This is a genomic window from Aliarcobacter cryaerophilus ATCC 43158 (assembly GCF_003660105.1).
Classification (GTDB): domain Bacteria; phylum Campylobacterota; class Campylobacteria; order Campylobacterales; family Arcobacteraceae; genus Aliarcobacter; species Aliarcobacter cryaerophilus.
Map to the genome: position 1 here is coordinate 1,926,964 of NZ_CP032823.1, position 22,234 is coordinate 1,949,197.

Sequence of the window (22,234 nt, forward strand, 5' to 3'; positions counted from 1 at the left end):
ATCAAATTAAAAATAAAAATATAAAATTACTAGCATACAAGGAATGAAATGGAAAGAAAAACTATATATAACCCTGATTCTAAAGAGAGTTTAAACGAAAGAAGAGTTTTTGGTGGAAACTCTGATGGTATGATAAATTTTACAAAAATGAAATACCAATGGGCATTAAATCTTTGGGACACAATGGAAGCAAATACTTGGTTTCCAAGAGAAGTTCAAATGACTCAAGATGCAAAAGATTATAAGTATTTAACGCAACCAGAAAAAAGAATGTACGATTTAGTATTAAGTCAATTAATCTTTATGGATTCTTTACAAACAAATAATCTAATGGATAATATAAATCCATATATAACTGCACCTGAGATAAATGCTTGTCTAAGCAGACAATCTTATGAAGAAGCAAATCATAGTAAATCTTATGCTGTAATGGTTGAGAGTATTTCTGATAATACAGATTTAATCTATGATATGTGGAAAACAGATGTTAAATTAAGAGAAAAAAATACTTATATTGCTGGAGTTTATGAAGATTTATCAAATGGGGAATTAACTGATGAAAAACTACTTTTAGCACTTTTTGCTAATCAAATTTTAGAAGGATTATATTTTTATGCTGGATTTGCAGCAATTTATGCTCTTGGTAAAAGTGGAAAAATGCTTGGAAGCTCTCAAATGATTAGATTTATTCAAAGAGATGAAGTAACACATCTTTTACTTTTTCAAAATATGATAAATAGTGTAAGAAAAGAGCGACCTGAACTTTTTACAGTAGAACTTGAAGAGACTGTAAGAACTATGTTTAGGAAAGCTGTTGAACTTGAATCATCTTGGGGAGCATATATTACTCAAGGTCAGATTTTAGGTTTTACAGATTCAATAATTACACAATATATTCAATATCTTGCAGATAAAAGATTAGACGCAGTTGGATATAAACCAGAGTACAATGTAAAACACCCTATTCCATGGGTAGATGGATATGCAAGTTTCAATGACCAAAGAACAAACTTCTTTGAAGGAAATGTAGTAAACTACTCAAAAGGTAGTATAGATTTTGATGATTTCTAAAATTTAGCAATAAAAAAAGATGGGGGGGGGGGACAAAATGTCAATTTTTATGAAGATTTTTATTTTACTGATTTTATTTGTATCTTTAAACATAGTTTCTATATATACTTTTAGTTATGAAGATTATTTTACAAATAAAAAAGAAGATATAGAACTAAAAGATAAAAAAGGTATCTTTAAGTTCTTTAGTGAAGATTTCTTCAAAAAAGTTGGTTATAAACCATCTGAATTTATTATTTCTAAAAATAATAATCTTTTATTTCTAAGTGGTACATTTTCAAGTGATGAAGTTGCAAAACAAGTTCTTGATTTCTTAAAAATAAATGCCACTCAAGATATTAATATTTTAGAAAATAGTGAGGTTAGCAAAGATTTATTAAGACAAATTTCTGAACTTACTCAACTTCTAAAAGATAATTTTGAAAATGGTTCAAAAATAATCTTTGATGGAAATAGATTGCTCCTAGAAGGTGAATTAAAAAATAATAATCATAAAGATTTAATAACAACTGTTATATCAAAAATAGATAAATATGAAATACAAACTAATATTTATGAAAAAAAAGAGAATCTAATTGATTTAAATAAAAATAATGTTACAAAAAATGAAAATTTTGATGAAATAGAACAAAATAGTGAGCAAAAAGATAAAGTATTATCAAAAGATAATGTACAATCTATTATTAATAATATTTTTATAACAGATAAAATTTCTTTTGAAAGAAGAAGCGTAGAACCAACAGAAAAATCAAAAATTCTTATAGAAAAGCTTAGTAATGTTTTAAAACAAAATACTAACTTTACTATAGAAATTGGTGGACACACAGATTCAAGGGGAAATAAAGAGCTAAATAAAAAAATATCTCAAGATAGAGCAAATAGAGTAAAAGAGATTTTAGAGAGCTTTGGTATTGATAAAAATAGAATTAAAGCAGTTGGATATGGAAATGAACGACCAATTGCACAAGATGATGAAAATGGATTGTCAGAAATAAACAGAAGAGTAGAATTTATTATAGGGGATTAATAATATGCTAGTAGAAATCGCACAATATATTGTTATAAATTTATCAGTTGCATTTATTTTAGGTTTAGTTGTTGGTTATATTATAGGAAAAGGGAATAAAGAGAAATTTAACTCTATACAAAGTATTAAAAATAGGGATACAAATATTATCGAGAAGAATAGGTTTAAAATAAATCCTATTTTCAATAAAAGTGCTAGTTTAGACTTCAAGCCAATGGTTTTAAGCTCATCAAATAAAAAAGATAATCTTAAAAAAATAAAAGGTATTGATGAAGATATAGAAAATGAACTATTTAAACTTGGAATTTATCATTTTGAACAAATATCAATTTGGTCTACTAAAAATGCAGAATGGATAGAAAATTTTTTAAATCTTCCAAACTATGTACGAGCAAACCAATGGGTTGAGCAAGCAAAAATACTAAAAACAGGAAGAGAAACGAACTATAGTCAAAAGCTTTTAGATGAATCAACTGATGATAATATAGATTTAGATACAAAATAGTAAATTCCAAAATCTTATTAAAAATATCACACTTCATCACTCTTTTAAAATATAATATTAAAAAATCATTATTTAGGTGAATAAAAGTGCATATAAAAAAGCTTATCTTATTTTTTTCTTTAGCAATAAGCTCATTTTCACAAGAGATAGGAAATTTATTAGATAACCTAAATAATTATAGTGATAAAACAAATCTAAATATAGATTATAAACCATCAGCAATGACTGTTTTATATGCAGATGATTTAGAATCTTTTGGAATAAATACACTAGGTGAAGCTTTAGATTTTATTCCAGGGATTCAAACATACTCAGGAACTGCATTTGCTCCTTTTATATCAGTTCGTGGACAATCCCAACCTTTAAACACTGTATATGAAAAAGTTGGATTTTTTATCGATGGTATTAATATTGGTGCAAATAATTTTGAAAATTTTCCTATTAGTTTAATAGATAGAATAGAGATATCAAAAGGTTCAACATTTGGTTTAAACAATCCATATAGTTTTGTTGCAAGTATAAATATAATCACTAAAAGCTCTATTAACAACTCAAATAACATTAGCTTTCAAACAGGAAGCTTTGATAAAAGATTTACATCTTTATCTTTAAGTGAAAAATTAGGCTCATTTGATATGGGATTAGGTTTTTACTATTTAAAAGATAATAAAAAAGTAGATGCTCCAAGTGCAACTTTGAGTACTGAAGAGTTTGGAACTTCTTTTGATAGAAAAAAAGAGTCTTTAGAGGGTAAAGAGGATGTTGGGTTTTTCTTATCTTTTAAAAATGATAATTTAGAATTTTCAAATAGATACATAAAAAGTGATAGACAAAATAACTATGGTTTTTTCAATTTACTAGATTTTAATGATGATGGATATTCAAAATATGAAACTATTGCAAGTGAATTAAAATATGTACAAGATATTTCACAAAATAATATTCTTGAATCAAAAATAGGTTTTTTACAAAATAATTATCAATTTAATACATATTTCTATAAACTCGAACCAAATAATCTAGGTTTATATAATCCACATTTTAATTTAGATTTTGCACAAAGAGATAAATATCTATCTTTTTTAATAAAAAATAGTACTTTTAATAATCATGAAATTGATTTTGGAGTACATCTTTCAAGAAAATCAACTGTAAAAAATGATTTTTATACAAATGTTGATGAAGATTATAAGATTGGAAGTTTTATTGGAAACTCATATATTCCAAATACACCATATCTTACAAAATTAAGTGGTAAAGATGGAAATATTTCAAATATAGAAGATAAAACAAATATCTCTTATTATTTTAATGATACTTACTCTTATAGTCAAAATTTAAGCTTCTCTTTTCTAGCAAAACTTGATGATTTTAAAGAGTTTGATAATGCTAAAAGCTTTAAACTAGGAACAGTTTATTCAAATGATAATAAAAATATATATAAATTTATTCTCTCAAAATCTAGCAAAATACCATCTTCTATTGAAGATTCAATGGTTGGACATCTAAGAGTTTATGGTAATAAAGATTTAAAAAATGAAGAGATAGAAAGTGCTGAATTAATATATATTTACAGTGATAACAAAGATAAACTTAAATTAAATCTATTCTATTCAATATATAAAAATGGTATTGATTCAAGAGAGTTTGATACAAATAAATATAAATTTATTAATAAAAGTGATGATGAAAATAATTATGGTTTAGAGTTAGAGTATTCAAAACTATTTGAAAATCGTTCAAAACTATTTTTAAATAGTAGCTATAATATATTTGAATATAAAAATAGCTATTATAATTTTGATATTAATACACCTGTTGTTTCTAAACTTACAACTACTTTAGGATTTATTTATCCTTTGAGTTCAAAATTTACAATCAGTCCACTTATAAGATATTATGGAAAGAAAAATCTATTAAATGGAACAGAGATTGATGATGTTTTATTAACAGATTTAACCCTAACCTATAAATTCTCAAAAGATTCCAAACTATCATTTGGAGCTAAAAATGTATTAGATAAAGAGTACTATTATTACGGTAGTAAAACTAAAGATGAGAAGATGTTAAGGGAAGGAAGAACTTGGTTTACAAGTTTTAGTTATGATTTTTAAAAAAATAGTTTTCATACTCTTCTTACAGTTTTCACTCTTTGCAAATAGTGTATATAATCTAAATTTTTTAGATTTTCAGGCAAAAGTATTTCCAAAAATTATATTACTAGACAATAATTTTGAAGATAAGCTTATAAAAAATAGCGTAGTTCTTACAATTTTGTATGAAGAAATAGACTACAACATAACAGAAATTTTAAAAGATAAGATAGTAAAAGAGTATAAATCTTTAAAAGATTATCATCTTGAAGTAAATAGTTTAAAATATAGTGAATTTAATATAAATAAATTAAGCACAGCATATATTTTATTATTAGGAAAAGATGAAAAAATTTTAGAAATATCAAAAATCTTGACAAATAATAGTAGGCTTACTTTTGCTTATGATAATAGTTATTTAGATTTAGGAGTTATTTTTGGACTATCTATAACTTCAAAAGTAGATATATTTTTAAATCTTGAAGCTTTAAAAAATAGTAAAATTGAACTTCAAAACTCTATATTTAGTGTGGTAAAAATAAGATGAGAAATTTAAGTATTGTGACTCAAATAGCTATTATCAATATTTTTGTTTTTACTATTTTTATATCAATATTTATATATAAAAATTACTCTATTGTATCAAACCAGTTATTTTTACTTCAAAATGAAAAGATAGATTCAATTATAAAAACTATATCTCCAATAATCTCTATAAATTTAACTCTAGGTTTAGAAAACAATATAAAAGAGATTGTAAATGAGAGTATAAAACTACATAAAGAGCTAGTTGGAATTGAGATAAAAAATAGCAACAATGAAATTGTATATAAAAATATAAATAGCGATATACAAAATTCAAAAATTTACCATATGATTTTAGAAGATACTATTTTAAAATCAAAATTAGGTGAGTTAAAAGTATTTTATACTTTTTCATCTATTTACTCAGACCTTTTAAATGAATTTTATCAATTTTTAGTTTTTATTGCTATCTTCTTTATTTTTTCTTTATTGTTATCTTCATATTTAATAAAATATAATTTAAAACCACTTATAAAATTGAAAGAGAGTATGAAAAATTATAGTCTAGAAAAAAATAATACTTTAAAAGAAGATGAGTTTAAAAATGAGATTTCTGTAATAAATAATAGTGCAGTAAAAATGGTAAAAAAAATTGAAGAAGAGCTTGAAAAAAGAATTTTATATGAAAAAGAGATTATGCAAAAAAATCGTCTTGCCTCTATGGGTGAAATGATTGATAATATAGCACATCAATGGCGACAACCTCTCATGAAAATAAATGCAATAGTTTTAAACACTGATAGAAGTATCGAACTTAAAAAATATGATGAGAAATATTTACAAGATAGGTTAAATGATATATCACAAGCTGTATATCATATGTCAAATACAATAGATACTTTTAGAGAGTTCTTAAATCCTCACAAATCTAAAGAGAGTTTTGAAATATCACAATCTATAGAAAAAAGTTTTAAGGTTTTAAATACTTTATTAAAAGATGTAGAGCTAAATATAAATAAAAAAGAGATTTATATAAATGCTTATGAAAGTGAGTTTATGCAAGTTGTAATATCTATTTTGTCAAATTCAATAGATATATTTAAAGAGAGAAATATAGAAAAAAAAGATATAAATATAGATATTTATGAAGATGATATTAACTATTTTATAAGTATAAAAGACAATGCTGGTGGTATAAAAGAGGATATTATAGATAAAATCTTTGAACCATACTTTACCACAAAACATAAAAGCGGAGGCACAGGAATGGGACTATATATATCTAAACTTATTATGCAAACTAGTTTTAAAGGTGATATAAAAGTTAAAAATAAAGATAATGGAATAGACTTTATCTTGGAAATACCAAAAGGAAAAGAGTTTTGAGAGAGAATTTGAAAAATTTTACCTTGCTTTATGCAGAAGATGATAAATCTATACAAGTAGAGATGTTGGAGTATTTTTCTAGCTATTTTAAAGAGGTTTTTACTGCAAATGATGGTAAAGAAGCTTTAGAAATCTATCAGCAAAATAAACCAGATGTTATGATACTTGATATTTATATGCCGTATTTAAATGGCTTAGAGTTAGCAAAAATATTAAGAGAAAATGACTATAAAACAAAAATAGTTTTAATAACTGCACACTCAAACGACAGTTTACTTTTGGAAGCCATAAACATAGATGTAAATTACTATTTAATAAAACCAGCAACTTTAAAAAAAGTAAAAGATATGCTTGATAAAATCTCTATTGACTTATTAAGAAGTTCTGAAAAAATAGTAAGATTTGATGAAAATATATATTTTAATCAAACTAGTAAAAAACTTTATAATAAAGATATTGAGCTAAAACTTAGTAAAAAAGAGCTCTCTTTGCTAGAACTTTTTATCATAAATAGAAATAAAGATATAACTATTGAAGATATTATGTCTTATTGTTGGAGTGATATTTTTATTGAAGTATCACTTGATAGTGTAAAATCTTTGGTTAGTAATCTAAGAAAAAAACTTCCCAAAGATACTATTTTAAATGTTTATGGTGTTGGTTACATTTTAAAAAATAGTTAAAATATTAAATTTAACTATTTTTTTATTAAAAACTTCACACTTCATCACACTCTTTTTCTATAATTCAGTTCTAGGAAACAATTTATAGGATATTACATGTTAATTAATTATATAAATCATAACTATCAAAAGATTGAGATTGCAAATAAGGGGATTTGCAATCTTATTATATATGAACTAGAAGAAGAGTTTGAAATAGATGATGATAGTTGGATTCAAATCTAATTATATTTAGGAGTTAGTTTGGAAGATATTATTGTTTCAAAAGATGAGTTAATAGAGTTGTTTGAAACAGAAAAAATAGCAGATACTGGCAAAGGTTGGTATATGGATAATAGTTTTGTAAGTATTATCGCATTACATGAGATTGAACCAAAGTTTCTTCAAAATATTACAAATGCTAAGTTTTATAAAATAGTAAAAAAATAGATAGTTTTACACTCTTTTTAAATTCCATTTAAAAATTTCCAAATTCCTTAAAAAAAATCAAAAAACATCACACTTCATCACACTCTTTATCTACAATTAAGAAAAGTAATATAGAAACAGAGTAAGGAGAAGATATGTATTATAAAAATGAATACAAAAACCGATTTAGTATTTTAAAATACTCAGTTATCTCAGTAGTAGTTGCTTGCAATCTTTATGCGGCTCCAAGTGGTGGAACAGTTGTAAGTGGAGATGCAACTATTAATCAAAGTGGAAATACAACAAATATAAACCAAAGCTCAAATAAAGCTACTATAAACTGGCAAGATTTTTCTATAAAATCAAATGAAATAGTAAACTTTAATCAACCAAACTCTAACTCTATAACTTTAAATAGAGTAATAGGAAATGAAAAATCTATTATAGATGGAGCATTAAACGCAAATGGTCAAGTATGGCTTATAAACTCAAATGGAGTACTCTTTGGTAAAAATGCAAAAGTAAATACAGCTGGAATTGTAGCCTCTACAAAAGATATATCAAATGAAGATTTTAATAAAGGGAACTATAACTTTAAAGGAAACTCAACTGCTAGTATAGTAAATGAAGGAGAGATAAAATCCCTAGCAAATACTCATGCAACATTTATAGCAAATAGTGTAACAAATAAAGGGAAAATAGAAGTACATAAAGGAACAATAAATCTTGTTGGTGCAAATGATGTAACTTTAACTTTAAATGAAAATCAAAATCTATCTTTGAAAGTAAATAAAGGTGTACTAGATGCTCTTGTAGATAATCAAAATCTAATAGTTGCAAATGGTGGACAAATATATCTTACAACAAATGCAAAAGATGAATTGCTTAAAGGTGTTGTAAATCATAGTGGAATAATAGAAGTAAACTCTTTAGATGAATTAACACAAAGTGAAGTAATACTATTTGCTCATGGAGGAACTGCAAATATAGATGGAACAATAAATGCAAAAGGTGGGTTTGTAGAGACAAGTGGGGAGAAATTAAATGTTACTTCAAATACAAAAGTTGTTGCAAAAGATTGGTTACTTGACCCAACAAATATATTAATAGAATCAACTGGTGGAAATATTCTTACAGGAGAGAGTGTTAGTGCAACAGCTATTGAAAATAATTTAGAAACTACAAATGTACACTTGCAAGCAACTAATAATATAACTGTAAATCAAAATATCACTTGGGGTACAGATAAACAGTTAAAATTAGAAGCAGATAATATAAATGTAAATGCAACTATAAATAATACAAACCAAACAAACGGTGGAGTATATTTTCAAGCAGCTAATACAACAAATAAAGTAGTATTTGATACAAATGGAAAAGTAGTAGTAAACAATGTATATCAACTTCAGTGGATAAATACTGCACTAAATGGAAAATATGAACTAGGAAGTAATATAGATGCAGGTGTTACAAAAACAGATACAGCAAAATGGGGAACAACTGGATTTAATCCAATAGGAGAAGATAATTTACATTACTTTAATGGAACATTTGATGGTTTAGGTTTTACTATCTCTAATTTATATATAAATAGACCAAATCAAGATTATGTTGGATTATTTGGATATACAAATAGTAGTGCAGTAATTAAAAATATTGGTTTAACTAATATAGATATTGCTGGGTATAATCATACAGGAGGTTTGGTTGGATATAACTATATGGGAACAATTTCAAACTCATATACTACTGGAAATCTAAATGGACAATCTTTTTTAGGAGGTTTGGTTGGACATAACTCTTATGGAACAATTTCAAACTCATATACTACTGGAAATCTAAATGGACAATCTTTTTTAGGAGGTTTGGTTGGAAAAAATGATTTTGGAACAATTTCAAACTCATATGCTTCTGGAAGTGTAAATCTAGATTATGGTATTATTGGGGGTTTGGTTGCAGAAAATAATGCAGGAACAATTTCAAACTCTTTTTATGATAATGAAACAAATACAAAATCTATGTTTGATAGTTCTTATGGAAAAACAAAAGCGGAGATTTTAGCTCAATTTAAAGGGAAAGATGGTTGGATTACAAGTGGTGCTGATGTAGCTGGATATAGTATAGATACTATTTTACTTCCACAATTAAAAACTTTCTATAAACCTACAAACACACTTTTTCAAAGTGGTTATGGAACAACTCTAAATCCATATACAATTACAAACTGGACACAACTACAAAATATAAATAATTCAAATATCCTGACTCAAAACTACTATTTTAATCTTTTAAATAATCTAAGTTCATCAACTAGTGACTATACAAATTTAGCTAGTAATACAGCAAATGGAGGATTGGGGTGGAATCCAATAGGAGATTCTTCAAATAGCTTTAATGGAACATTTGATGGCTTAGGTTTTACGATTTCAGATTTGTATATAAATAGACATGATACTAATTATGTTGGATTGTTTGGATATACAAATAGTAATGCAGCAATTAAAAATATTGGACTTAAAAATTTAAATATTATAGGAAGCAGTCAAGTAGGAGCTTTGGTTGGAAAAAATCATGGAACAATTTCAAACTCATATTCTACAGGAAATGTAAGAGGATTTCAAAGAATAGGAGGTTTAGTTGGATATAATGATTATGGAACAATTTCAAACTCATATTCTACTGGGAATGTAAGTGGAACAATGTATACAGGAGGTTTGGTTGGAACTAACTTTTATGGAACAATCTCAAACTCATATTCTACTGGGAATGTAACTGGACAATTTCATACAGGAGGTTTGGTTGGAGCAAATGATAATGGAACAATCTCAAACTCTTTTTATGATAAAACTAAATATACAGGAAATGGCGTAGGAAATAACTCTACACATTCTGGAGTTACAGGAAAAACTACACAAGAGATGTCTTATGGTGAAACATTTAAAAATGCTTCTTGGGATATAGTTGCTGATAGTAGTGTTACTTCTTTAACACCAGTTATAAAATGGGATAGTATAAATAATAAATATGTTTGGGCAATAGCTCCTTTAGCTTTAACGTACACACTAGGAGATAAAACTACTACTTATAATGGTACAACTCAAAATCTAAGCACTTTTTACAACAACTCAACTAATATATTTGGAACTAATCATAGTTTTATAGATCTTTCAAAATATAAATTTCAAGTAGCTGGAAGTGATGTTACAGGATACAAAGATGCAGATATATATAACAGTATAAAACTAGTTAATAATAGCGATAGTTTTGCTATATTAAAAGCAAGTGGAAATACAGATGGAAAACTAACAATAAATAAAAAAGATTTAACAATCTCAAATATTACTGCAAATAATAAAACATATGATGGAACAACAACAGCAACATTAAGTAATATTGGAAGTTTAGTTGGACTTGTTACAGGTGAAGATTTAGTATTAAATAATCCAACATCAGTAATATTTAGTAGTAAAGATGTAGGAGATAATATAGATGTAACTGCTACTGGATATACAATTTCTAATAAAGATAGTTTCAAAGCATCTAACTATAATTTACTTGATACTTCAAAAACAACAACTGCCAATATTTCAAAAGCATCTCTAACAGCAACACTAAATGATAACTCAAAAACATATGATGGAGTGTCATATAGTGGAGGAAGTGGAATTACTTATAATGGATTTGTAAATGGTGAAACAGCTAGTTCATTAGCTGGAACTTTACTTTATAGTGGAACTTCTCAAGGAGCAAAAGATGCAGGAAATTATATAATTAGTGGAAGTGGATTAACTTCAAACAATTATAATATTTCATTTGTGAACGGAAAACTAACAATAAATAAAAAAGATTTAACAATCTCAAATATTACTGCAAATAATAAAACATATGATGGAACAACAACAGCAACATTAAGTAATATTGGAAGTTTAGTTGGACTTGTTACAGGTGAAGATTTAGTATTAAATAATCCAACATCAGTAATATTTAGTAATAAAGATGTAGGAGATGATATAGTTGTAACTGCTACTGGATATACAATTTCAAATAAAGATAGTTTCAAAGCATCTAACTATAATTTACTTGATACTTCAAAAACAACAACTGCCAATATTGTGGCTTCTGTAAATCCAACACCAACACCAACAGACAATAACCAAAAACCAAAAGTAGATGAAAAAGTACAAAGAGTAATAGCTAGTATAGAGCCTAGTACTAACTCAAGCTCATCTTCAAACCAAAGTGTACCAAGTAGTTTAAATAGCGATATAAGAACACTATCTTTTAATGGTGTAGATGAAACAAGAGTTATAAATGGTGGGGTAAGAGTACCTGATAATATAGTAAATAATTTAGATGAACTTTAAAATTCAAAGGATTAAGATGAGAAATATAGTTAAAGTATTTGGTTTATCAATACTAAGTAGTGTTGCTCTTTTAGGAGCAACACCTATAATAAATAGTGGAAATATAGAAAAACAAATTCAAGCACCAAGAGATATACCAACTTTAAAAAAAGATGATATAAAAATTGAAGGTATAGAAAATGGTAGTTTAAAAAGTAGTGATAGTTCTAAAACAGTATTGATAAAAGATTTTACTTTTGCTGGAAATAGTGCTGTTTCTAGTGAAGAGTTAAAACAGAGTTTAAAATCTTATATGGGAAAAGAGTTAAGCTTTAATCAAATACAAGAAGTATTAGCAGTTGTTACAAAAGTTTATAGAGATAAAGGCTACTTTGTAGCACGAGCATATTTGGGTAAACAAGATTTAGTTAAAAATGACAATATCCTTTTTATCTCAATAGTTGAAGGTAAATATGGAGAGATAAAACTAAATAATAGCTCACTTGTAAATGATAACTCTTTGCAAACTATCTTAGATAATGCAAAATCAAATGGTATTATAAATATTAAAGATATAGAAAGAGCATTACTTTTAATAAATGATAGAAATGGAGTAAAAGTATCTAACTCTGTAGTTGAAGCTGGTAAAGAGCTAGGAAGTAGTAATTTAAATATAGATACAACTTCTACAAAAAGAGTTGATGGATATATAGTAGCAGACAACTATGGAAGCAGATACACAGGTTATAATAGAGTTCAAGGTTTGATAAATATAAATAGTCCTTTTAATATAGGTGATAAAATCTCTATTTCTGGTTTAGTTTCAAATGGTGCTGATTTAAAAAATGGAAAGATAGCTTATGAACTGCCTTTAAACTCTTATGGTTTAAAATCTGATTTTGCATATACTAGAACAAACTATAATCTAGTAGAAGAGTATAAATCATTAGATGCTAAAGGTAACTCAAATATATATGAAGCTGGATTATCTTATCCACTTCTTAGATCTACAAATGAGAATTTATATTTAAAAGGTAAGTACTACCATAAAGATATGAATGATTTTATGAGTGGTGATAAATATGAAGATAAAACTATAAACTCTTTTGTAACTTCTTTAGATTATGATAAAAATTACTCAATTCTTAATTTACCTGCTAGAGTGTTTGCAAACTTAAATCTAACAACTGGACACTTAAGCTCAAAAAATAACAATCCAAATAATGGAAACTATAATAAAGTAGATACGTATATATCAAATGATATATACTTTAATGAGATATTCTCACTAAATACAAACCTAACAGCTCAAAAAGTATTAGGAAATAAAAACCTTGATGGAAGTGAAGATTTAAGCTTAGGTGGACCAAATGCAGTTAAACTATATCCATATAGTGAACAAAGTGGAGAAAATGGATATATAGCAAGCTTTGAACTATTTTCTAAACTTCCTAATATTGCTTCATATAATCATAAAGTAGGAGTATTTTATGATATGGGAAATGTATATCAAGAGAAAAATCTTGATACAACATTTCAAAGAAAAACTCTACAAGATATTGGTTTGGGATACTATTCATCATTTGATGATTTCTTTTTAAGAACACAAATAGCTTGGAGTTTAAACTCAAAACCAATAAGTAGTGAATACACAAATCATAAAAACAGTAAGTTTTTAGTTCAAGCTGGATGGGTGTTTTAGAGATTAAAATGGGGTTTAAATCCCATTTTTAACTTTCTATTCTAACCAAATATCTTCCAACAGCAGTTCCATTTAGAAGTTTTTCATAAGCATATTTTATACCATCTAAGCTTATTTCATTTGTAATTTCATTTAGGTTTTTAACGCTATATTTACTTGCTAATTTTTCCCAAGCATCTTGTTTTTTATCCAAACTACACTCAACACTATCAATTCCTATTAATCTTACACCTCTTAGAATAAATGGAAAAATATTTGTATTTAAACTACTTGAAGCTGTAAGTCCACAGCAAGTAACAACTCCATCATAATTTGTCTGTTTTAAAGCTATTGATAAAATATCTCCACCTGTTGTGTCAATTACTCCTGCAAATCTTGGTTTCAAAAAAGCTTTTGAGCTATCTTTTAAAAATTCCTCTCTTAAAACTACTTCACTTGCACCAATATTTTTCAAGAAATCTATCTTTTTTTCTTTTCCAGAAAGAGCAACAACATTAAAACCTAATTTACTCAAAATTGCAACCGCCAAAGAACCAACTCCACCTGTTGCACCAGTAACCAAAATATCACCACTTTCTTGTGTTATTTTGTTATTTATTAACTCATTTATACTTAGTGCTGCAGTAAGTCCTGCTGTTCCATAAATCATAGCCTCTTTTTCGCTTAAAGCGCTAGGAATAGATACAAGCCAAGAAGCTGGAACTTTTACAAACTGTGAGTGTCCACCATTTGTATTCATACCCAAATCATATCCAGTAACAATAACTTTTTGCCCTACTTTAAAGATATTTGATTTTGTCTCAACAATCTCTCCTGCAACATCAACACCTGTAATATGTGGAAAAACTCTAGTAACTCCAGGATTTCCAACTGAACTAAGAGCATCTTTATAGTTTAAAGATGAGTATGTAGCTTTTATAATAACTTCATTTTCACCACAAATTGGTTTTTCAACATCTTTTACACTAGAAATAATTTCATCATTATGATTCTTTTCAACTACAAAAGCTTTCATTTTCTTCCTTAATTTTTAAGTAAATCTTTTAAACTATCTTTAGGATTTTTACCATTTAGTATGAGTTTTACCTCATTTGCTATTGGTGTGTAGATTTTATATTTTTTTGAGAGTTTATCAATTGCATCAGCAGTTTTCACACCTTCTGCAACTTCACCTAACTCATCTAAAATATCTTTCAAACTCTTATTTTTTGCTAGTCCTAAACCAACTCTAAAATTTCTACTCATTGTAGAATTTGCAGTCAAAAATAGATCACCAGCTCCACTAAGCCCCAAAAAAGTCATCTTTTTTGCTCCAAAGTGTTTTCCAAATCTTTGCATCTCTACTAAACCTCTTGAAATAAGTGATGCTTGTGCATTTTTTCCAAGATTTAATCCTTCACAAATTCCACTTGCTATTGCCAAAACATTTTTATAAGCTCCTGCTATTTCAGCTCCAATAACATCTGAACTATAATATGTTTTTATAAAATTTGGGAAAAATTTACTAAACTCTTCATATATTTTTTTTGATTTTGAGTTTATTACTATTGCGCAAGGTAAACCTTTTATAACCTCAGCAGCAAATGAAGGTCCAGAGATGAATCCAATATTTTTATTTGGTACAAATGATGAATAAATCTCATTTAAAAACTCTCCACTACTTGCTTCAATTCCTTTTGAAGCAACAAGAATTTTTTGACCTTTAAAAATAAAATTCTCTTTTAACCAAGTTTTTATCTCTTGTGCTGGAATTGCAATAATTAAATATTCGCAAGATAGTGCAAAATCTAAAGGTACAAAATTTTTTATATCTCTTTTTGTTCTTGAAGTTATAAAACACTCTTGTTTTGAATTTAGTGCAAAATGAAGAGCTTGTCCCCATTTTCCAGCACCAATTACCGCGATTTTGCCATTTTTCATTATTTGCTTAATCTCTCTTTTATTAGCTCATTTAGCTTCTGTGGATTTGCACTTCCTTTTGATGCTTTCATAGTTTGTCCTACAAAAAATGCAAACATTTTCTCTTTTCCAGCTTTATATTCTGCTACTTTATCAGCATTTGTAGCTAAAATTTCATCAATAATTGCAAATAGTGCTCCATCATCTGAAACTTGTTTAAGTCCTAATTTAAGAATTGTTCCATCAACATCTTTTGAAGAGTTTGCAATTAAATCATCCAAAACCTCTTTTGCAGCTTTTCCAGAGATTGTATTATCTTCAATTCTTTTTACAATTGTAGCTAGTGTTTTTGCATCTATTGGCGACTCTTCAATAGTAACACCCTCTTTTAATCTTCCTTGCAGCTCAACAGTTAGCCAAGTTGTAGCATTTTTAGCACTAACTCCATCTTTCATCATATCGTCAAAATAGTTTGCCATCTCTAAAGATGAAGTTATAACAGAAGCATCATACTCTTTTAGTCCATACTCTTTTACAAATCTAGCTTTTTTCTCATCTGGAAGCTCTGGAATTTTTGAATACTCTTTTAGCATTTCATCACTAATAATTAAAGGAAGCAAATCTGGATCTGGAAAATATCTATAATCAGCTGCATCTTCTTTTCCTCTCATACTTCTTGTCTCTCCAGTAGTTGTATCAAAAAGTCTAGTCTCTTGTACAATTTCAGTAGAATGAACACCATCTTCCCAAGCTTCAATATGTCTATTTACCTCATAAGCAATAGCTTTTTCAATAAATCTAAAAGAGTTCATATTTTTAATTTCACATCTAGTGTAAAAATTTGTATCACCTTTTGGTCTTATAGATACATTAACATCGCATCTAAAACTTCCCTCTTGCATATTTGCATCACTAATTCCCAAGTATCTTACAATTGAGTGAAGTTTTTTAAGATATAAAATAGCCTCTTCCGCACTTCTCATATCAGGTTCTGAAACAATCTCAAGAAGTGGAGTTCCAGCACGATTTAAATCAACTTGTGAATGGTTACCACTATGGATATTTTTTCCAGCATCATTTTCTAAATGAGCTCTTGTAACTCCAATAGTCTTTTGGCTTCCATCTGGAAAATCAATAGTTAATTCCCCCAATCCAACAACAGGTGTACTTAATTGAGATATTTGATAACCAGTTGGTAAATCAGGATAGAAGTAGTTTTTTCTATCAAAAACTGATACTTGATTTATTTCTGATTTTAGTGCCGTTCCAAGCATAATAGCTTTATGAACTGCCTCTTTATTTAAAACAGGCAGTCCTCCTGGAAGTGCTAGACAAGTTGGACAAGTGTTACTATTTGCTTGTTCTCCAAAACTTGTTGCACAAGAACAAAATAGTTTACTTTTTGTATTTAATTGTGCATGAACTTCTAAACCTATTACTATTTCAAACATACTTGACATATTTTAAATCCTTATCTTAATACTTTTATATCTGCTTTTACTTTTTGTTTTTCAAAATGATCTTTCAAAAATGTCTGTTCTCTTTGCTCCATAATATCATTAAAAACTCTAGGTTTTGCAGCTTCAAAAGGAATTGCAACTTTTCCTTCTGCTTGTTTTAAAAATAGAGTTACATACTGTTTATCTGCTGTAAATATTGGAGTAAATGTATTTGGTTTTGTACCATTTAGAATATATTGTAGTTGAGCATGAATTTTATTACTCTCTAATTTTAATGGCATTTTTGTAACTTCACCTGAAGCTACTTTTGATGGGTTTTGAATTGTATCAACAAGTGCATTTCTATTTGTAGAACTATATTGAACAACATCAAAATATTTTGAAGTTAAATATTTGTTTATATTTTTTTCATAATATAATTGCATATCTTCATCATTTGCAATTGCCAATTGCCCACGAACCAAACTAGTAATAAGTTTTTGTCTAATTACAGCATTTTTTGCCTCATTTTCAAAAACTTCATAATTTGGATACTCTTGTTTTACTATTGATTTAAATGCATATACATCCATTCCATTTGAGTTTGCAAGTTTTTCAATATACTCATTTGTTTCAAAAATATCAGCAGTGATATTGTTTTTCTTAACTAGTTGATCGTATAAAACTTTATCAATTAAGTAACTAACTGCTTCATTTTTAGAGATTTTATTTACAGACATTGTTTTTTCAATATCATATTGTGTTATTGGTTCATCATTAACAGTTATTGCTATACCGTTTATTGTTGAAGCATATGTTAAGCTTGAGCCTAAAACTAAAGCTAGTAGAAATTTGTGCATTTTGGGAATCCTTTCTTTGATAAAAGGGATATTTTATCGAAATTCCCTTAAATTTATAAAATTTGCTCTATAACAACACCATTATCTTTTAAAAATTTTGAGATAATTTGAGAATTCGTATGTTCGTAAGATTTTTCATATACTATTCTTTTTATTCCACTTGCTATTAAATTTTTTGAGCATTCACTACAAGGCTCTAATGTAACATAAATTGTAGCACCTTCTATACTAATACCTTTTCTTGCAGCCCAAATAATAGCATTCATCTCTGCATGAATTTCATAAGTTTTTGACCATTCGTGGTGATCTTTTGTATATTGTCCATCCCAATAATCACTACAATTTTGATAACCAGCTGGTGTTCCATTGTATCCAGTTGATAGAATTCTTCCATCTTTTACTATAACAGCACCTACTTGTTTTGATACACATTTAGAAGCAAAAGATAGCTCTTTTGCAATATTTAAAAAGTTTTTATCACTAATCATATTTTCACCTAATTTTTTTGAGATTATAACAAATTTTGATTTATAATCTTAAAAAAAGCTTATTTTTATGCCTAAAAATATAAAAATTAGAAATTTTTTGATATTATCATAGAAATTTTTATAAAAAAAAGGCTAAATATGGATTTTAAAGATATAAAAGAGTTAATTAGAGTTTTCGATAAAAGTGAACTTAATAAACTAAGAGTTAAAGAAGGAGAATTTGAAATCTCTATGCAAAGAGGTTTTGAAGGAGGAGTTACTACAGTTTCTGCTTCTCCAATGGTTCAAACTGTTGCTTCTGTTACTCAAAATGCTTCTACATCTTCATCTGTTTTATCTACTACTGCTGTTTCAAATGAAGCAACAAAAGAGAGTTCAGCAAGTGGTATAGCAATAAATGCACCAATGGTAGGAACTTATTACTCTTCTCCATCTCCTGATTCTCCATCTTTTTGTGGAATTGGTGATATTGTTAGAAAAGGACAAACTCTATGTATTTTAGAGGCTATGAAAATTATGAATGAGGTTGAAGCTGAATTTGATTGTAAAATTCTTGATATTTTAGTTCAAAATGGGGAACCAGTTGAATATGATATGCCAATATTTATAGTTGAAAAAGTTTAAGAGTAACTTATGGCAGAAATAAAAAAGATTTTAATAGCAAATAGAGGTGAGATAGTTCAAAGAGCTATTAGAACTATAAAAGAGATGGGGAAAAAATCTGTTGCTGTTTATAGTGCTGGTGATAAAAATGCTTCATATTTAAAACATGCTGATGAAGCTGTTTGTATTGGTGGAGCCAAATCAAGTGAATCATACTTAAATATTCCAGCTTTAATAACAGCAGCTGAAATGACAGGTTGTGATGCAATTTTTCCTGGATATGGATTTTTATCTGAAAATCAAGATTTTGTAGAAATTTGTAAACTTCATAATATTAAATTTATTGGTCCATCATCTGAAGTAATGGAAAAAATGGCTGATAAATCAAAAGCAAAAGAAGAGATGGTAAAAGCAGGAGTTCCTGTTGTTCCAGGAAGTAAAGGTGCTGTGCGAACTCTAGATGAAGGTAAAAAAATAGCAAGAGAAATTGGTTACCCAATTATGGCAAAAGCATCTGCTGGTGGTGGAGGAAGAGGTATGAGGTTAATCAAAGAGGAAAAAGACTTTGATTCACAATATCTTGCAGCTTCAAGTGAAGCACTAGCAGCTTTTGGTGATGGAACTATGTATCTTGAGAGATTTATAAATAATCCTAGACATATTGAAGTTCAAGTTATTGGAGATAGTCATGGAAATGCTATTCATATAGGAGAGCGAGATTGCTCACTTCAAAGAAGACATCAAAAAGTAATAGAAGAGTCACCTGCAATTTTACTAAATGAAGAGACAAGACAAAAACTTCTTGATGTTGCAGTAAAAGCTACAAAATACTTAAAATATGAAGGTGCTGGAACTTTTGAATTTTTAGCAGATGATAAACAAAATATTTACTTCATGGAGATGAATACAAGACTTCAAGTGGAGCATCCAGTTTCAGAGATGGTATCAGGACTAGATATTGTTGAGTGGATGATAAAAGTAGCTCAAGGTGAAGAACTACCATCACAAGATAGTATTAGATTTAAAGGTCATGCAATAGAGTGTAGAATTACAGCTGAAGATCCAAATACATTTTTACCATGCCCTGGAAAAATAACTCAATGGATGGTTCCAGGTGGAAGAAATGTAAGAGTTGATTCACATATCTATACAAATTATATAGTTCCTCCATACTATGATTCAATGATTGGAAAACTAATTGTTTGGGGAAGAGATAGAGAAAAAGCTATTAATATAATGAAAAGAGCTTTAAGCGAATTTGAAGTAGAAGGAATTAAAACAAATATTCCATTTCACAAGAAAATGATGCAAAACAAAGATTTCATAAGCAATAACTACGATACAAAATACCTTGAAAACTACAAAGGTCTTGATAGTATCTAAAAATTTAGGCTTTTAAGAAAGAGAACTCTTTCTTAAAGCTAAATTTAATTCTTTTTTAGATAAAATCCGCAGATTTATACACATTTATATGCCTATCTTTTTTTAAGATTTAGTAATTTTATACTAAAAACTTACGTATTTTTTATATTTGATTATCCATTATAGGAAGGTTTTTTAATATAAGAGTGTATATTCACAATATATACTTAAGGATAAAAAGTGACTTTTCAAGACTTTAAATTTAAAGAAAATTTACAAAAAGCAATAGACGAGGCTGGTTTTAAAGAACCAAGTCCAATACAAATAGATGCAATTCCGCATATACTTTTAGGAAAAGATATTGTAGGACAAGCACATACTGGTACTGGTAAAACAGCAGCATTTGGTCTACCTGTTTTAAATCAATTAACAGGAAAAAATGCAGAAGCAGTCGTTATAGTTCCAACAAGAGAACTAGCAATGCAAGTATCTGATGAATTATTCAAATTTGGAAAATTTTTAGGAATTAACACAGCAACTGTTTATGGTGGTCAAGCTTACGCAAGACAACTAAAATTAATTGAAACAGCAAGTGTTATAGTAGCAACTCCAGGAAGATTTTTAGATTTATTAAAAAATGGACATATAAAAATTAAACCAAAATTTGTAATTCTAGATGAAGCTGATGAAATGCTTGATATGGGATTTTTAGATGACATTAAAGAGATTTTTACATATCTTCCAGACGATAGACAAACTTTACTTTTCTCGGCAACAATGCCTGTAGCTATTAAGAATTTAGCAAAAACAATTTTAAAAGAACCAGAATTTGTAACAATTACAAAATCTGATGTTACAAATAAAAATATTACTCAAACTTTCTATGTAGTAGATGAGAGAGAAAGAGATGATGCTTTAATTAGACTTTTTGATTATAAAAATCCAAAAAAATCTATTATATTTTGTAGAACAAAAAAAGATGTTGATAGATTATCTACATTTTTATTATCTCAAGGATTTATGGCAAAATCATTACACGGTGATATGGAGCAAAAACAAAGAGAAGAAGCTATAAAAGCATTTAAAACTTCAAAACTTGAAATTCTAATTGCAACAGATGTTGCTGCAAGAGGTCTAGATGTAAATGATGTAACTCACGTATTTAACTATCACCTTCCTTTTGATGGTGAGTCTTATGTTCATAGAATTGGAAGAACTGGACGAGCAGGAAAAGATGGAGTTGCTATTTCAATTGTAACACCTCATGAATTTAGAACTCTTCAAAGAATTGAAAAAACAATTGGTGCGAAATTAGAGTCTAAAGTTATTCCTAATATATCAACTGTTAAACAGAAAAAAATAGATGAGCTTAAACAATCTATATTAGATCAAGAGATAAAAGATTATGCAATAACTATTATTGAAGAGCTAAAAGAAGAGTTTGATATATCAACAATTGCATTTAAATTAGCTTCAATTATTGCTTCTAAAACTTATGTAAAAGGTAACAACAACATAGGAAAAAGCGAAAGCGACATAAGTAGACTAATCGAAAATATGTCAAGAAGTAGTGATAGAGGTGATGATAGAAGAGGACCTCCAAGAGGAAGAGGAAGAAGCGGTGGTGGACAAAGAAGAGATTCTGGTTCAAGAGATGATAGAGGTGGACAAAGAAAACCATCAACATCAAGAAATAGCTCAAGTAGAGATACAAATAAAGATTCAGCTGATAAACCTGCAAGAAGCTCAAGACCTAGAAGAAGAGATTAAATCTCTTCTTCTAATTTCTCCTTGTAGCTAAACTTCAAATAAGAGTAATTAAACTATAATAACTTTATTA

At 27.7% G+C, this 22,234-nt stretch carries 19 protein-coding genes; 14 read left to right on the forward strand and 5 right to left on the reverse strand.

Annotated elements, in window-relative coordinates:
- The first annotated feature begins 48 nt into the window (after window positions 1-48).
- From ACRYA_RS09820 to ACRYA_RS09865, 11 genes are all read left to right on the forward strand, one after another.
- Entirely contained in the window at window positions 49-1,071 is a 1,023-nt protein-coding gene (locus ACRYA_RS09820; protein ID WP_105917890.1) for a ribonucleotide-diphosphate reductase subunit beta, read from the forward strand.
- A gap of 37 nt (window positions 1,072-1,108) precedes the next feature.
- A complete protein-coding gene (locus ACRYA_RS09825) occupies window positions 1,109-2,098 on the forward strand; it encodes an OmpA family protein (protein ID WP_105917891.1) in 990 nt (329 codons plus the stop codon).
- Between the two features lie 4 nt (window positions 2,099-2,102).
- Complete coding sequence (locus ACRYA_RS09830; RefSeq protein WP_105917892.1) at window positions 2,103-2,603, forward strand: helix-hairpin-helix domain-containing protein; 501 nt, start codon at window positions 2,103-2,105, stop codon at window positions 2,601-2,603.
- 86 nt (window positions 2,604-2,689) lie between these two features.
- Window positions 2,690-4,717, forward strand: coding sequence for a TonB-dependent receptor domain-containing protein (locus ACRYA_RS09835; RefSeq protein ID WP_105917893.1), 2,028 nt, complete (start codon window positions 2,690-2,692; stop codon window positions 4,715-4,717).
- Window positions 4,707-5,243 carry a hypothetical protein gene (locus ACRYA_RS09840; protein ID WP_105917894.1) on the forward strand — a complete coding sequence of 179 codons (537 nt, stop codon included), beginning with the start codon at window positions 4,707-4,709 and terminating at the stop codon, window positions 5,241-5,243. Before ACRYA_RS09835 ends, ACRYA_RS09840 begins: the two co-directional genes overlap by 11 nt.
- Window positions 5,240-6,607: a sensor histidine kinase gene (locus tag ACRYA_RS09845; RefSeq protein ID WP_105917895.1), complete on the forward strand. Its 1,368-nt coding sequence runs from the start codon at window positions 5,240-5,242 to the stop codon at window positions 6,605-6,607. The genes ACRYA_RS09840 and ACRYA_RS09845 overlap by 4 nt, the downstream gene beginning before the upstream one ends.
- Window positions 6,604-7,290, forward strand: a complete 687-nt coding sequence (locus tag ACRYA_RS09850) for a response regulator transcription factor (protein WP_105917896.1) — start codon at window positions 6,604-6,606, stop codon at window positions 7,288-7,290. The genes ACRYA_RS09845 and ACRYA_RS09850 overlap by 4 nt, the downstream gene beginning before the upstream one ends.
- A gap of 96 nt (window positions 7,291-7,386) precedes the next feature.
- Complete coding sequence (locus tag ACRYA_RS10910; RefSeq protein ID WP_265735141.1) at window positions 7,387-7,515, forward strand: hypothetical protein; 129 nt, start codon at window positions 7,387-7,389, stop codon at window positions 7,513-7,515.
- Window positions 7,516-7,533: 18 nt separating this feature from the next.
- Window positions 7,534-7,719, forward strand: a complete 186-nt coding sequence (locus ACRYA_RS09855; RefSeq protein WP_105917897.1) for a hypothetical protein — start codon at window positions 7,534-7,536, stop codon at window positions 7,717-7,719.
- A gap of 134 nt (window positions 7,720-7,853) precedes the next feature.
- Complete coding sequence (locus tag ACRYA_RS09860; protein ID WP_121443304.1) at window positions 7,854-12,062, forward strand: two-partner secretion domain-containing protein; 4,209 nt, start codon at window positions 7,854-7,856, stop codon at window positions 12,060-12,062.
- A gap of 16 nt (window positions 12,063-12,078) precedes the next feature.
- Entirely contained in the window at window positions 12,079-13,743 is a 1,665-nt protein-coding gene (locus ACRYA_RS09865) for a ShlB/FhaC/HecB family hemolysin secretion/activation protein (RefSeq protein ID WP_105917065.1), read from the forward strand.
- 28 nt (window positions 13,744-13,771) lie between these two features.
- Here the strand turns inward: ACRYA_RS09865 and ACRYA_RS09870 are convergent, their stop codons facing one another.
- Genes ACRYA_RS09870 through ACRYA_RS09890 form a run of 5 tightly spaced genes read right to left on the reverse strand, consistent with a single transcriptional unit; the run spans window position 13,772 to window position 18,429 of the window.
- Complete coding sequence (locus ACRYA_RS09870) at window positions 13,772-14,758, reverse strand: YhdH/YhfP family quinone oxidoreductase (RefSeq protein ID WP_105917064.1); 987 nt, start codon at window positions 14,756-14,758, stop codon at window positions 13,772-13,774.
- 8 nt (window positions 14,759-14,766) lie between these two features.
- Window positions 14,767-15,663, reverse strand: coding sequence for an NAD(P)H-dependent glycerol-3-phosphate dehydrogenase (locus ACRYA_RS09875; RefSeq protein ID WP_105917062.1), 897 nt, complete (start codon window positions 15,661-15,663; stop codon window positions 14,767-14,769).
- On the reverse strand, window positions 15,663-17,093 hold the full coding sequence (gene gatB / locus ACRYA_RS09880) for an Asp-tRNA(Asn)/Glu-tRNA(Gln) amidotransferase subunit GatB (RefSeq protein ID WP_105917070.1): 1,431 nt from the start codon (window positions 17,091-17,093) through the stop codon (window positions 15,663-15,665). Before gatB ends, ACRYA_RS09875 begins: the two co-directional genes overlap by 1 nt.
- Before the next feature lie 20 nt (window positions 17,094-17,113).
- Window positions 17,114-17,941: a peptidylprolyl isomerase gene (locus ACRYA_RS09885; RefSeq protein ID WP_105917060.1), complete on the reverse strand. Its 828-nt coding sequence runs from the start codon at window positions 17,939-17,941 to the stop codon at window positions 17,114-17,116.
- 53 nt (window positions 17,942-17,994) lie between these two features.
- The gene (locus ACRYA_RS09890) at window positions 17,995-18,429 is read right to left on the reverse strand and encodes a deoxycytidylate deaminase (RefSeq protein ID WP_105917059.1); all 435 of its coding nucleotides are present in this window, start codon (window positions 18,427-18,429) and stop codon (window positions 17,995-17,997) included.
- 138 nt (window positions 18,430-18,567) lie between these two features.
- Between ACRYA_RS09890 and accB the strand changes: the two genes are divergently transcribed.
- The 3 genes from accB to ACRYA_RS09905 all read left to right on the forward strand — a co-directional run bounded on the left by accB (window position 18,568) and on the right by ACRYA_RS09905 (window position 22,164).
- Complete coding sequence (accB, locus tag ACRYA_RS09895) at window positions 18,568-19,053, forward strand: acetyl-CoA carboxylase biotin carboxyl carrier protein (RefSeq protein WP_105917057.1); 486 nt, start codon at window positions 18,568-18,570, stop codon at window positions 19,051-19,053.
- Window positions 19,054-19,062: 9 nt separating this feature from the next.
- Window positions 19,063-20,415, forward strand: a complete 1,353-nt coding sequence (locus ACRYA_RS09900) for an acetyl-CoA carboxylase biotin carboxylase subunit (protein ID WP_105917055.1) — start codon at window positions 19,063-19,065, stop codon at window positions 20,413-20,415.
- A gap of 219 nt (window positions 20,416-20,634) precedes the next feature.
- Window positions 20,635-22,164: a DEAD/DEAH box helicase gene (locus ACRYA_RS09905; protein WP_105917054.1), complete on the forward strand. Its 1,530-nt coding sequence runs from the start codon at window positions 20,635-20,637 to the stop codon at window positions 22,162-22,164.
- Window positions 22,165-22,234 lie beyond the last annotated feature (70 nt).